The sequence below is a fragment of the Vibrio sp. 10N.261.52.C2 genome, assembly GCF_041471425.1.
GTDB classification, from domain to species: domain Bacteria; phylum Pseudomonadota; class Gammaproteobacteria; order Enterobacterales; family Vibrionaceae; genus Vibrio; species Vibrio crassostreae_C.
In genome coordinates this window covers 56,906-69,675 of the sequence record NZ_JBFROH010000032.1, presented here as the reverse complement: position 1 = coordinate 69,675, position 12,770 = coordinate 56,906, and the positions used below count along the sequence as shown (strand labels likewise).

Genomic DNA, 12,770 nt, shown 5'->3' with positions numbered 1-12,770 from the left:
CAAAGGCTCACAGAAATGTGAGCCTTTTTTTATTCGGGTGATTGACTAGTCTTCGTTAACTAGCGGTTCGGGTGGTTCAAGATGTGATCTTCCCAATCCACCACATCAATTTCGTACACTACTTTGTTACGAACGCTTTCACCTGCTGCATGCATCTCTGTTTTTGATCCGGTGATCAATGGGTGCCACTCAGGGATCGGCTTAGATTCTGATAAAAGGCGGTAAGCACAAGTGTCTGGTAGCCAGTGAAACTCATCGATCTTGTCACGAGTCAGCTTCAAACACTCTTCACCTGAAGTGAAGCGGTTCGGGTAATCTTTACACGAACATGTTTTGTCGTTTAACCAGCTACACGCCACATTGGTGTAGTAAACTTCATCGCTATCTTCATCCATTAGTTTATGTAGGCAGCACTTACCACAACCGTCGCAAAGTGATTCCCACTCATTCTCGGTCATCTGTTCTAGTGTCTTTTCTTGCCAAAATGGATTCGTCATAGGATTACTTCTTACTCTTTTACTGGGGTGCGTGTTATACCGCTAGCCCATAAAAAGTTCAAGGATAATAATTGTTCATTCTTTGATTCAATCAACAGCTGTCACTCTCATCATTTTTTGCTACTATCGCGCACCCTGTTATTTAGTGAGTTTAATTTGATGGAATGTCGCCTAGGTTGTGGAGCATGCTGTATCGCTCCAAGTATTACATCTGCTATTCCTGGAATGCCTAATGGTAAGCCTGCTGGGGTACGCTGCATCCAATTAAATGAGCAAGATCTCTGCAAATTATTTGGTCAACCTTCACGCCCGAAGGTATGTCACCAATTCAAAGCTTGCCCTGTCATTTGTGGTAAAACCGACCAAGAAGCCCTTGATAACCTGATCGAGTTAGAAGCTATTACCTAAGCGTATTAGCCCTTTTCTATATCCCAGCAATTTCTTTTCCTACTCATACTTTGCTTTAGGTTATAGGTGCTTATGAGGCCTCAATAGTCTTTCAAACAATACTGACTACCTCGCTATGAGTAATAACCGTTTCAGGAAACTCTCGGCGAAATAAAGCCATCGATAAGACATCACAGATCAATGAGGCCTTTATTCTCGTACCCATAAACCAACCAATAACTTGCCTTGAATAAAGGTCAATAATGGCAACTAATTATAGCCAATATTTGTTTGTAGCTACGTCGGTGATATCTCCTGCCCATTTTTAAATTAGCAGTCGTTGCACTGAAGACCTGAGCGAGCAAGGCCGTAACTACGGGTATTCAGTTCAGGTCAAGAAGTGGACAATATCTTATAAACTTGAAGTACTATGTGTATATCATCAGGTAGCGTTTTTATTTACTTTGTTGTCAGCCAATATATTGGATAATATGGCAATAATACATTATGGAAGGAAAATGTGATGAGTAAAAAAATGACCATGGCGGAGATTTCAAGACAGCTTGGAATTTCAACAATGACCGTGTCACGTTACTTTAATGACGGTTATGTCTCGGCTGAAAATCGCCTTAAAATTGATGCTATCGTCAAAGAAAATCATTATACCCCTAATATATTTGCTCGTTCCATTCGTAGCCAATCTAATATTATTGGTTTCGTTGCTCCTCGCATTGAGTCATATACAACTAGTTTAGTAATCAAAGGGGCACTGGCGGCTGCCAATGAATCACAAGTACGAATGCTTTTTCATGCCTCAGGGTTTAACCATGAGTCAGAATGCCAAGCTGTGAGAGAGTTTAATGGCTTAAATGCATTGGGCACTATTATTATTGCTTCAAAGCACAGTGTCGAAGAGACGTTTTATCAAACCTTAGACAATGTGTTATTTATTGGTAAAAACACCCCCCACCATTGCTGTTTATATTACCCCGACCATGCTGCAATTAAAGCACTCGTTTCCCAAACCATCACTCAGTTAAAACAACAGCAGGCACCGCTGGCAGCCGTACATTATATTTATGATGAGCGTATGCTTTCCAGCCGTACTAAGTTGATGCAAGCCACCATTACTGACACCGTCCCTGAGTTGAATTTTTCACTACAAGCTCTAGCCAACTCGGAGGACAAAGCCGGCTACCAAGCAATTCAATTACAGCCTAATCATGTCTACTTTTGTGCCACCGATAATATTGCTATTCGTTTATATCGTCGCGCCAAAGAACAGCAACTCAAGATTGGTCATAACTTATGGATTGTAGGCATGGGTGACTATGACTACAGCGATTTGTTAGTCCCAAGCCTGACTACTGTCGCTTTTAACTACTATCAAGTGGGCTACCAAGCTGTCAAAAAATTGCTCAAGCGCGATTTCAGTTCCGTTGAAGGCACATTCGACATAAGAATGAGAGAAAGTTCACAGTTTCTCTGAAATTGTATTGAGTCCAAATAGGTTCCATTTAACACTATGTGTTAACGATAACACACATAGTATAACCGATGACACTCGCTAATAATCTACACTCAAAACCACTCGCGTGGTGGAAGAAAGCAACTGCCTACCAAATTTATCCCCGTAGTTTTTATGATACAAACCAGGACGGTATTGGTGACATCAATGGGATCATTGCTAAGCTAGATTATCTTGCTGATTTGGGCATTGATTTAATATGGATCTGCCCATTCTACGCATCACCGAATGATGATAACGGTTACGATATCAGTGACTATCAAGCGATTCATCCTGACTTTGGAACCCTTGAGGATGTGGATAAATTAATCACTGCTGCTCATGAACGTGGCATTCGCATTATTATGGATTTAGTGATAAACCACACTAGCGATGAGCATCCATGGTTCATCGAATCGCGAGATAACAAAGATAGCCCTAAGCGTGATTGGTATATTTGGCGTGATGGTTGTGAGCCTACAGCTGAAAAGCCGACTTGCGAACCAAATAACTGGGAAAGTATTTTTCATGGTAGTGCATGGGAATATGATGACAAAACTGCACAATATTATTTGCACCTATTTTCTAAAAAACAGCCAGATCTTAATTGGGAAAACCCTGAAGTTAAACAAGCACTATTTAAAATGATTCATTGGTGGTTGGAACGAGGTATTGATGGTTTCCGTGTCGATGCAATTAGCCATATTCAAAAACAAGCTGGTTTACCCTCTTTACCCAATCCAAAGGGTGAAAACTATGTCTCTTCATTCGATTATCATATGAATGTGGCAGGGATTGAAAAACATCTGTATGAGTTAAAAGAGCAGGCGTTTTCGCCTTTTGATATCGTGACCGTTGGTGAGGCCAATGGGGTGACGGCCGACAACGCATTGCCTTGGGTTGCTGAAGCGACCGAGCACGATCAAGGTGGTGTTTTTAACATGATTTTTCAGTTTGAACACATGAAGCTATGGTCGGAAGAACAAAGCAACGAGAATTTCGATCTCGTGGCGTTCAAACGCATTTTATCGCGTTGGCAAGATGCCTTAGAAGGTAAAGGCTGGAATGCGCTTTATTTAGAAAACCACGATCAAGCTCGTAGTATTGATACTTTTGCCGATCCTAACTCTAGGTATGCCAGTGCTACCGCGTTAGCGAGTTGTTATTTCTTGATGAAAGGAACTCCATTTATTTATCAGGGCCAAGAGATTGGTATGGTAAATCATCAGTTTACTTCTCTTGACGAATTTAACGATGTGTCTGCGAGAAATTTAATTCAAAAGCTATCGCAACAAGGTCAGAGCGATGCCGATATCTTAGCCTTGTTAAATCAAGTATCCCGCGACCACAGTCGCTTGCCAATGCAATGGAATGACCAGGATTTTGCCGGTTTTTCTGAGGTGCAACCTTGGTTCTCGGTGAATCAACAGTATGCAGATATCAATGTTGAGCAACAACAGCAAGATCCAAATTCGATCTTAGGTTTCTATAAGCAGTTGATTGCTTTGCGTAAGTCACATGAAAGCTTAGTGGTTGGCCGTTATCAATTACTGCTAGCTAACGATCCTAATATCTATGTTTATCAACGTGTTGCTCAAGATATGACATGGACCATTATTACCAATTTAAGTCCACAAGAGAGCGTTGTTGATATCGACTGCACCCAATTAGGCGAGTTAATGCTTGATAATCAGAATATTAACAATGAACACGTTCGCTCAGATTTTATAACAACGCAAATAGCCCCCGCTTATGCCGCGTATATATTTGCAAGAAAGCACTAAATTATATTTATGGCTAGGCGCTGATAACGTTAGCCTGTATTTAAATCAAGGAACTATTTATGAGTAAGTTACTATCGTTTGATTTTTGGCAACGATTTGGGAAGTCCCTTATCGTTGTTATCGCGGTGATGCCTGCCGCTGGTATCATGATATCACTAGGTAAAGTGGTCGCAATGTATGCGGGTGGGTTTGGTGCCATTGAAACACTAGGCGCTATAATGGAAAACATAGGTTGGGGGATCATTGTTAACCTTCACCTATTATTTGCGGTCGCGATTGGTGGCTCGTGGGCAAAAGAGCGTGCAGGTGGCGCATTTGCCGCGCTAATTGCCTTCATCTTAATCAACCGTATCACTGGGGTTATATTGGGCGTGGATAACGCTATGCTCAGTGACCCAGAAGCGGTTGTGATGAGCCTATTTGGTTCTGAGTTACCTGTCTCTCAATTCTTCACGAATATTTTGGGTGCTCCTGCCCTAAATATGGGTGTGTTTATCGGTATTATGTCTGGCTATTTAGGTGCCAACTTATTTAACCGCTATCATGACTTCGCTCGCTTACCTCAGGCATTAGCATTTTTCAACGGTAAGCGTTTTGTACCTTTTGTTGTTATTTTCTATTCGCTGATTATTGCGTTTGGTTTATCTGTAATATGGCCTTTAATTCAAGGTGCGCTTAATGATTTTGGTCAATGGATTGCTACCTCTAAAGACACTGCGCCGATCACTGCTCCTTTCTTGTATGGTACGTTAGAGCGTTTATTACTGCCATTTGGTTTACACCACACTTTAACTATTCCAATGAATTACACCGAGTTGGGTGGTACTTATGAGCTTTTGACTGGGATGAATGCGGGCTCAAGTGTTTATGGTCAAGATCCATTATGGCTTGCTTGGGTCAGCGATTTAAATAATCTTAAATTAAGCGATCCGACAACTTACCAACACCTGTTAGATACGGTGCACCCAGCACGCTTTAAAGCAGGCCAAGTTATTATCGCAGCCTCTTCATTGATTGGTATTGGACTTGCGATGTATCACTGTGTTGATAGTGATAAGCGCGCACAATATAAGCCAATGTTCTTATCTGCCTGTCTTGCTGTGTTATTAACCGGTGTGACTGAGCCTATTGAATTCATGTTTATGTTTATCGCTCCCGTTTTGTATGTTGCACATGCTGTGTTAACAGGAGTTGCATTTGCGTTGGTCGATGTGATGGACCTACGTGTACATGCCTTTGGTTTGATTGAGTTACTCACTCGTATACCTATGATGGTTTCAGCGGGCATCGGTGGTGATCTGGTTCGCTTTGCATTAGTTTCTATTGTTTTCTTTGTGGTTAACTATGGATTGTTCCGCTTCCTAATCGTGAAATTGAAGTTACCAACACCGGGTCGTATGGGTAACTACCTGGATGAAAGCTCAGAATCGATGTCAGAAGATGAGAAGATGAACATTATTATTCAGAATTTAGGTGGCCGTGCCAATATTGCTGAGATTGATGCTTGTATGACTCGCTTGCGTATTACAGTTAATGATCCGAAGTTGGTTGCTGAATATACGTCATGGAAGCCGACAGGGGCTCTTGGTGCTGTGATTAAAGAACAGGGTGTACAAGTTATTTATGGCCCTGGGGTGGATGTTATTAAATCTAAGTTAATAGAGAAATATTCAGCACAACCTGCGTAATTCTTTTTAGATCAAATAACCTCGAGAAACGCAGCCTTGCGCTGCGTTTTATCTCACTAGAATAAATAAGTGAATAATAATGAAGTTAATGACACTAAATACCCACAGTTGGCAAGAAGAAAAACAGCTAGAAAAGTTAGATGTGGTCGCGCAAGCCATTATCGAGCAAGGGTGCGATGTGGTTGCATTACAGGAAGTGAATCAACATCAAGATAGCCCGGCCGTTGATGCCAATATATTAACCAATCACACTATGTTGGCGAATAACTATGGTTATTTATTACAGAAAAAACTCATGGAATACGGTCATCACTACCAACTTACGTGGGATTTCGTTCATCAAAGTTATGAAGTATATCAAGAGGGGCTCTCATTTTTAACGCGACTACCGATTGTCGAACATGAGGTCATTGATTTAAGTGATAACTATGATGTGAGCTTTTGGAAACATCGGCGAGCAGTGCGTATTAAAGTGACCTCTCAACAGGGTGATTTTAATCTTTATAATTGTCATTGTGGCTGGTGGAATGACTCAGAGAACTCATTTGAGGATCAGTTCGACCGAATCAAGGCAACTTTACCAACAGAGTTGAGCTTTCTATTAGGCGATTTCAACAACCCAAGCCATATACGTAATGAAGGCTATGATTACGTATTACAACGCGGTTTGATGGATTGTTATGAAGTTGCTGAAATCAAAGATGATGGAACCACTGTCATTAAAAACATTGATGGTTGGGAGCAAAATAGCCAAGCGTTACGCATTGATTTAGTACTTAGTAATCAGCCTGTAGTGGTAAAGCAGCATAAGGTGATTTTTAATCACGATTTTTATCCGGTTGTATCAGATCACTTTGGGGTGTTGGTAGAAGTAGAACTTACTTAATTTTTATCAACTCATCGTAGTTTAAATAAAAAGAATACTGACACAAATACGGCTAATTATCAGGTCACTCTTACTTGCTAAAATAGCGATAGAATACGACTGACCTTAACGATCTTTAGTGCGAGTTCGAAGTGATTACATAAGATTCTCTGTTCTTTCTTTCAACTATATACACAAGATTTCACACTTCTGCGAAATCTAAACTATCTTGTTGATACTGGTACAGATTAATAAGGATCGTTATGAATAGGTATATCGCAGAAATATTCGGTACATTTTGGTTGGTGTTAGGGGGTTGTGGTAGTGCCGTCTTGGCCGCTGCTTTTCCCGATGTAGGTATCGGCTTACTCGGGGTTTCCCTCGCGTTTGGTTTAACCGTACTCACCATGGCTTTTGCTATTGGCCATATATCCGGCTGTCATCTCAACCCTGCTGTTACAATAGGTCTTTGGAGCGGTGGTCGCTTTGATGCCAAAGACGTCGCACCTTATATTATTGCCCAGGTCATTGGCGGTATTATCGCGGGTGGTGTGTTATTCGTGATTGCTTCAGGCCAAGCAGGCTTTGACGCTGCGGCATCTGGCTTTGCTTCAAATGGTTACGGTGAACACTCACCGGGCGGCTATTCACTTACCGCTGCACTGGTCTGTGAAGTGGTCATGACCATGGTGTTCCTGTTCGTGATCATGGGCGCGACTGATTCGAAAGCCCCTGCTGGGTTTGCACCGATCGCAATTGGTCTCTGTTTGACCTTGATTCACCTTATCAGTATTCCCGTAACCAATACTTCTGTGAACCCTGCTCGAAGTACCGGCGTGGCTGTATTTGTCGGTGACTGGGCCGTTTCGCAATTATGGCTATTCTGGGTTGCACCGATTATTGGTGCCGTGATTGGCGCGATGATATACAAAGCGGTGAGAGGTTCAGATTAGTGTACAACTAACTTATTGTAATCAGTTAAGTTTAATCTATTGAAGCAGCTTAACTGATTACATATTCCTAAAGAATCAACCACCTCTATCCGGCAACTCAATATTATCATCGCTACACAAGTGGATAGCAAAAGCCATTAGATACAAAGCTCTAACTTCACACTAATGAAGTAGAATTATTGTTCTAAATCACAAACTTTAAAACACACCTACAAACCATGCTCAATGTTGTATATATTTCTTTAGTATTCAAATACACATGAAATGACTCATTACAATAACAAAACCAAAAAAGCTAATAAAAACAAAATATTACCAGTATTATTCCGCTCGACCGCAGTGGTCGATATAACTAAAATTATCGGAATATACAGTGAAAAAAACAATTATAGCGCTAAGCACTTTGGCATTAGCTTCAACTTCAGTTTCTGCACTTGACCTTAACCCTGAGTTTTTTGTTGGTGGCGGTGTTGGTTATCACCATGCAAAGTTTGAAAGTAAATACTCTGAAGTTTACGAGGGTGATAGCTGGTCAGGTAAAGAGTCAAATACAGCAAAAGGTGCAGCTTTCAGTATTCGTACTGGTGCTTACTTAACACCAAACCATCGTGTAACGTTGACTGCAAATTTTACAGGTGACAATGAGCTTTACTCTGATAGTGATGAGTATGGTAAATATACTGAAAACCTAAAGCAGTCAGAGTACCTTGCGTCGTATGACTATTTACATTATCTGACTTCTGAATTTGCACTATTTGCAGGTGCTACAGCTGGCGTTGTACAAAATACTCTTACTTTTGAAGACAAATACAACGGAGAAACTTCTAAAGATAAATACAAAGAAACCGACTTCACATATGGTCTACAGGTAGGTGCTCAATATAAGATCAATTCAAATTGGTCTGCAGATCTTCAATACCGTCATATGTTTGAGTCAACTTCGGTTTCTCAATCAGAGTCTTGGGACAATGGTCACTACAAAGATACACACACTGTGAAAAACCACGGCGAGTTGACACTGAGCGTAGATTACCGTTTCTAATTTTCGCTAGCAATTCCCCCAAAAATACAAAAAGCCGCTCAATGAGCGGCTTTTTTAGATCTTATGACGACCGAGTAAGGAGTGCGAAAGCGTGGTGCCATCCACCAGCTCTAGCTCACCACCAACGGGAACACCATGAGCGATACGGCTAGCGTTCACTTCATGGGCATTACATAGCTCAGCAATGTAGTGCGCTGTCGCTTCCCCTTCAACTGTTGGGTTAGTCGCTAGGATTACTTCAGAGATATCACCACGGCGTAAGCGGTAGTCCAGAACATCGAGACCGATATCACTTGGACCAATACCATCAAGTGGTGAAAGGTGACCCATAAGCACAAAGTAACGACCAGAATATTGGCCTGTTGCTTCGATAGCTGCAATGTCTGCTGGGCTCTCTACTACACAGATTTGACCATTTTCCTGACGTTTAGGATTGGTACAAATGTGGCAGGTATCTTCTTCAGTAAAAGTACGGCACTCATTACAGTGACCAATTTCGGTCATTGCTTGGCTAAGAGCTTCAGCCAACTGTAGGCCGCCTTTTCTATCGCGCTGTAACAAATGAAAGGCCATACGCTGCGCCGACTTGGGGCCAACCCCAGGTAGACAACGTAAGGCCTCCATCAAATGCTCCAGCATATGACTGGTACGCATATTTAACCGTTCTAATTTTCAAGTAACGATTTACTCAAGATAAACCGCAGCTTGAATAAACCTTTAGAAATAGTTTCTTAGAAAGGCATCTTCATACCTGGTGGAAGTTGCATTCCGCCAGTTACGCTAGCCATTTTCTCTTTTTGAGTTTCTTCAACGCGACGAGCCGCATCGTTGAAAGCAGCAGCGATAAGATCTTCAAGCATCTCTTTATCGTCTTCCATTAGGCTTTCATCGATATCAACACGGCGAACGCTGTGGCTACCAGTGATCGTTACTTTTACAAGGCCAGCACCTGACTCACCTGTAACTTCCATATTTGCGATTTCTTCTTGAAGCTTTTGCATGCGCTCTTGCATTTGCTGGGCTTGCTTCATCATGTTGCCCATACCGCCTTTACCAAACATGTTAATACTCTCTGGTCTAATTGGTTTATTAAAATTAATTAAGCTATACGAGCTTAAATGGGGGTTAAAACTGTGTGATTCAACCCCTCGATGTTCAGTTCTCAGATTTGCTTATCTGGGATGATACGCCGGTCACTAAACAAGAAAACGTTCTAGATAGGACGAACGCTGTCTCTGTCGAGTTCAGCGGCAAAACGTCTTTCAATGAACTGTACGTTGGCATCGTTTTCCAACGCGGTAAACGCGTCTTTCAACTTACCTTGATACAGTCGTTCTCGTAATTCTAGCGGCGTTTCTCCACCATCACCGATTTCAACACTCAAATGACACTCTTCCGCAAGCACAGTATTGAGAGACTGCAATAGCTCACTCTGTGCACGGTCCGTATTCAAGTGAGCTTGGCTCGCTCTTAACGTTAAAGTGATTGATGTGTCGTTTTTAGCAAACACTGAGTTCAATGCTAACTGTTCAACAAGCTTGGCTGTCTCTAGCTTTTGAATCGTGGCGGACCATTCATCTTGAGCAATCGACTCTTGAAGCAATTTGTCGACCATTTCTGGTGTCTTAATATGCTCTAACGCACGCTTGATCTGAGTAGGTGTAAGCTCTTTGCTCACCTCTTTCACTACAGGTTTAGACGGTTTCCAGCGATAAGGTTCATTATCGTTGGTCACATTTTCTGTCGAAGAGGCTGATAAAGAAGCTGGCGACACCCGCTCAGAACCACCGTGTTGCTGAGCAACTCGATCAAGAACTGAAGTTTTAGCAGGTGTCGCTTTAGCCTTTTTTGGCGCCGAGCCTTTGTTTTCTGTTGCCGAGCTGCCTCTACGTTGAGAACGTAATTGGTGGCGTAAACCACTCACAGGCGAAGTTGCACGCGCCGGCTGCTCTTGCGGAGCAGAAGGTGCAGCGCTTGGCTGTTGAACCGGGCTCTGGTTTTGATAATTCGTTTGTTGCTGCTGAGGCTGATCTGCACCGTAGCTTGGACGCTCATCATAAGCAGGAGGCGCGTCATACTGGCTATGCGGGTAATCCTGTTCTGGATAACCTTGGTTACCTGAATGATCAGCGTAACCTTGAGAATCTGAATACTGTGCTGGAGCCTGTTGCACCGGTTGCTGCTGCATAGCTTGCTGTTGAGGCGCCTGTTGTTGCATCTGAGGCTGTCTCGGAGCTGCCATTGGCGCAGGTTGACTCACTGACTGAGCAACGTTCTGAGCTTGAGCTGCTGGAACTGGCGCTGGGCTTGCCGACTGAGTCGAGATTGCAGTAGCAACCGCTTGTTCAGCTGGTCTAAATGCCAACATGCGTAAGACCACCATCTCAATACCAACGCGAGCGGTTGGCGACAATGGTAAGTCTTCACGACCTTTCAACACGATCTGGTAGTAGAGTTGAATGTCTTGTGGGCTAAGCGCTTTGCTCAGTAGTTCAAGCTTCTCTGCGTCAGGCTGTGCCTTATCTAATGTAGATGGCAAAGCTTGGAACATCGCAAGACGATGCAGTTGAGTCGCAAGCTGATTCAGCAAACCGTCCCACTCAACACCATTCTCAGCAAGGCTTTGGATACACGCCATTGCTTGTTGCGGCTGCTTACTGCTAATCGCTTCAAGCAAGTGGATAGCTTGGTCGGTATCCAGTGTTCCGAGCATGTGAGCAACAGTGTCTGTCACTACATTGCCATTACCTAATGCGATAGCTTGGTCTGTTAGGCTAAGAGCGTCACGCATACTGCCATCAGCGGCATGAGCAATCATTCCAAGCGCACGAGATTCAGACGTCACATTTTCTTGTTCAAGAATATGATCGAGTTGCTCGTGGATATTATCAACGCTAATCGGCTTAAGATGGAATTGCAGACAACGCGACAATATCGTCACAGGAAGCTTTTGCGGATCCGTTGTTGCGAGCAAGAACTTCACATACTCAGGCGGCTCTTCTAAGGTCTTTAGAAGCGCGTTAAAACTGTGCCTAGACAGCATGTGTACTTCATCGATTAGGTAAACCTTGAAGCGACCACGTGCAGGCTTGTACTGAACATTGTCCAGAAGCTCGCGGGTATCTTCTACCTTAGTACGTGAGGCAGCATCGATCTCGAGCAGGTCAACAAAACGACCTTCATCGATCTCTTTGCAGGTTGCACACTCACCACAAGGGGTTGAAGTAATGCCTGTTTCACAGTTGAGTCCCTTAGCAAACAAACGGCCGATGGTCGTTTTACCGACACCTCGTGTACCGCTGAATAGGTAAGCGTGATGCAACCTATTTTGGCTAAGGGCATTCTCTAATGCTGTTAAAACATGGGCTTGACCAACCACTTCTTTGAATTTGGTTGGTCGCCATTTTCGCGCTAACGCAAGATAGCTCATGAATAATTCCGAAAAGGATTAGTGACCGTCGAATTCGCAGATGCTAAACACTTCTAGACCTAAGCCTTGTAAGCGCTTGTCACCACCGATTTCTGGAAGGTTAATAACAAATGCAGCGTGTTCTACCACACCACCAAGCTGACGAATCAACTTTGTTGTTGCTTCAATCGTACCGCCCGTTGCTAGCAAGTCATCAACCATAAGCACTTTATCGCCTTCAACGATAGCATCAGTATGGATTTCTAGAGTGTCGGTGCCGTACTCAAGCTCATAAGATTGTGCCACAGTTTGACGAGGCAGCTTGCCCGGCTTACGAACAGGAATGAAGCCAACACCTAGCTCAAGTGCCAAAGGCGCACCAAATAGGAAACCACGAGCTTCAGTACCAACGATCTTAGTAAAGCCCATGTCCTTGTATGTTTCCGCTAGCAGGTCGATAGTCGCTTTGTAAGCTACTGGATCTTCCATCAAGCTTGTTACGTCACGGAACAAAATACCCGCTTTAGGGTAATCAGGAATGCTTTTGATGCTTGCTTTGATCAGAGAGATTTTTTCTGTGTTCATAATCTTATGCACTTCATTAGGCCGCTTTCCAAACTCTCGTTAACGAATCAAAC

12 protein-coding genes and 1 pseudogene are annotated in these 12,770 nt (G+C 43.0%); 7 read left to right on the top strand and 6 right to left on the bottom strand.

Translation table 11 applies throughout. The features are described 5' to 3' along the window. Positions 1 to 59: 59 nt before the first annotated feature. Positions 60 to 497: a YcgN family cysteine cluster protein gene (locus AB4307_RS12835; protein ID WP_017059388.1), complete on the bottom strand. Its 438-nt coding sequence runs from the start codon at positions 495 to 497 to the stop codon at positions 60 to 62. A 159-nt stretch (positions 498 to 656) separates the two neighbouring features. Here AB4307_RS12835 and AB4307_RS12830 point away from each other — a divergent pair, with 159 nt between their 5' ends. Next, positions 657 to 905 (top strand): YkgJ family cysteine cluster protein, encoded by a 249-nt coding sequence (locus AB4307_RS12830; protein WP_017059389.1) that lies wholly within the window; start codon positions 657 to 659, stop codon positions 903 to 905. A 20-nt stretch (positions 906 to 925) separates the two neighbouring features. Here the strand turns inward: AB4307_RS12830 and AB4307_RS12825 are convergent. Beyond that, positions 926 to 1,267: pseudogene (locus AB4307_RS12825) on the bottom strand (DDE-type integrase/transposase/recombinase); the annotation flags it as partial. 140 nt (positions 1,268 to 1,407) lie between these two features. Here AB4307_RS12825 and AB4307_RS12820 point away from each other — a divergent pair. The 6 genes from AB4307_RS12820 to AB4307_RS12795 all read left to right on the top strand — a co-directional run bounded on the left by AB4307_RS12820 (position 1,408) and on the right by AB4307_RS12795 (position 8,723). After that, positions 1,408 to 2,373 carry a LacI family DNA-binding transcriptional regulator gene (locus AB4307_RS12820; protein ID WP_017070321.1) on the top strand — a complete coding sequence of 322 codons (966 nt, stop codon included), beginning with the start codon at positions 1,408 to 1,410 and terminating at the stop codon, positions 2,371 to 2,373. Positions 2,374 to 2,441: 68 nt separating this feature from the next. Continuing rightward, positions 2,442 to 4,175, top strand: coding sequence for an alpha-glucosidase (locus AB4307_RS12815; protein WP_102320046.1), 1,734 nt, complete (start codon positions 2,442 to 2,444; stop codon positions 4,173 to 4,175). Between the two features lie 59 nt (positions 4,176 to 4,234). Beyond that, complete coding sequence (locus AB4307_RS12810; protein ID WP_372132023.1) at positions 4,235 to 5,863, top strand: PTS transporter subunit IIBC; 1,629 nt, start codon at positions 4,235 to 4,237, stop codon at positions 5,861 to 5,863. A 79-nt stretch (positions 5,864 to 5,942) separates the two neighbouring features. After that, positions 5,943 to 6,749 (top strand): endonuclease/exonuclease/phosphatase family protein, encoded by an 807-nt coding sequence (locus AB4307_RS12805; protein WP_372132021.1) that lies wholly within the window; start codon positions 5,943 to 5,945, stop codon positions 6,747 to 6,749. Positions 6,750 to 6,991: 242 nt separating this feature from the next. Next, positions 6,992 to 7,681 (top strand): aquaporin Z, encoded by a 690-nt coding sequence (aqpZ, locus tag AB4307_RS12800; protein WP_017070744.1) that lies wholly within the window; start codon positions 6,992 to 6,994, stop codon positions 7,679 to 7,681. A 373-nt stretch (positions 7,682 to 8,054) separates the two neighbouring features. Continuing rightward, complete coding sequence (locus AB4307_RS12795) at positions 8,055 to 8,723, top strand: outer membrane beta-barrel protein (protein WP_136981673.1); 669 nt, start codon at positions 8,055 to 8,057, stop codon at positions 8,721 to 8,723. A 54-nt stretch (positions 8,724 to 8,777) separates the two neighbouring features. On the opposite strand, the gene recR is transcribed toward AB4307_RS12795, so the two are convergent. The 4 genes from recR to apt form a co-directional block, all read right to left on the bottom strand. After that, the gene (gene recR / locus AB4307_RS12790) at positions 8,778 to 9,377 is read right to left on the bottom strand and encodes a recombination mediator RecR (RefSeq protein ID WP_019823189.1); all 600 of its coding nucleotides are present in this window, start codon (positions 9,375 to 9,377) and stop codon (positions 8,778 to 8,780) included. A gap of 77 nt (positions 9,378 to 9,454) precedes the next feature. Further along, the gene (locus AB4307_RS12785) at positions 9,455 to 9,784 is read right to left on the bottom strand and encodes a YbaB/EbfC family nucleoid-associated protein (protein WP_017062338.1); all 330 of its coding nucleotides are present in this window, start codon (positions 9,782 to 9,784) and stop codon (positions 9,455 to 9,457) included. A 152-nt stretch (positions 9,785 to 9,936) separates the two neighbouring features. Continuing rightward, a complete protein-coding gene (gene dnaX, locus AB4307_RS12780) occupies positions 9,937 to 12,153 on the bottom strand; it encodes a DNA polymerase III subunit gamma/tau (protein WP_372132019.1) in 2,217 nt (738 codons plus the stop codon). 18 nt (positions 12,154 to 12,171) lie between these two features. Beyond that, positions 12,172 to 12,717 carry an adenine phosphoribosyltransferase gene (apt, locus tag AB4307_RS12775; RefSeq protein ID WP_017062340.1) on the bottom strand — a complete coding sequence of 182 codons (546 nt, stop codon included), beginning with the start codon at positions 12,715 to 12,717 and terminating at the stop codon, positions 12,172 to 12,174. Positions 12,718 to 12,770 lie beyond the last annotated feature (53 nt).

Excerpts from the sequence above, each read along its gene's own strand:
- dnaX (WP_372132019.1), bottom strand. The coding sequence starts at position 12,153 with ATGAGCTATCTTGCGTTAGCGCGAAAATGGCGACCAACCAAATTCAAA.
- AB4307_RS12820 (WP_017070321.1), top strand. The coding sequence starts at position 1,408 with ATGAGTAAAAAAATGACCATGGCGGAGATTTCAAGACAGCTTGGAATT.
- AB4307_RS12810 (WP_372132023.1), top strand. The coding sequence starts at position 4,235 with ATGAGTAAGTTACTATCGTTTGATTTTTGGCAACGATTTGGGAAGTCC.
- AB4307_RS12835 (WP_017059388.1), bottom strand. The coding sequence starts at position 497 with ATGACGAATCCATTTTGGCAAGAAAAGACACTAGAACAGATGACCGAG.
- AB4307_RS12830 (WP_017059389.1), top strand. The coding sequence starts at position 657 with ATGGAATGTCGCCTAGGTTGTGGAGCATGCTGTATCGCTCCAAGTATT.
- AB4307_RS12805 (WP_372132021.1), top strand. The coding sequence starts at position 5,943 with ATGAAGTTAATGACACTAAATACCCACAGTTGGCAAGAAGAAAAACAG.
- apt (WP_017062340.1), bottom strand. The coding sequence starts at position 12,717 with ATGAACACAGAAAAAATCTCTCTGATCAAAGCAAGCATCAAAAGCATT.
- recR (WP_019823189.1), bottom strand. The coding sequence starts at position 9,377 with ATGCGTACCAGTCATATGCTGGAGCATTTGATGGAGGCCTTACGTTGT.
- aqpZ (WP_017070744.1), top strand. The coding sequence starts at position 6,992 with ATGAATAGGTATATCGCAGAAATATTCGGTACATTTTGGTTGGTGTTA.
- AB4307_RS12815 (WP_102320046.1), top strand. The coding sequence starts at position 2,442 with ATGACACTCGCTAATAATCTACACTCAAAACCACTCGCGTGGTGGAAG.
- AB4307_RS12785 (WP_017062338.1), bottom strand. The coding sequence starts at position 9,784 with ATGTTTGGTAAAGGCGGTATGGGCAACATGATGAAGCAAGCCCAGCAA.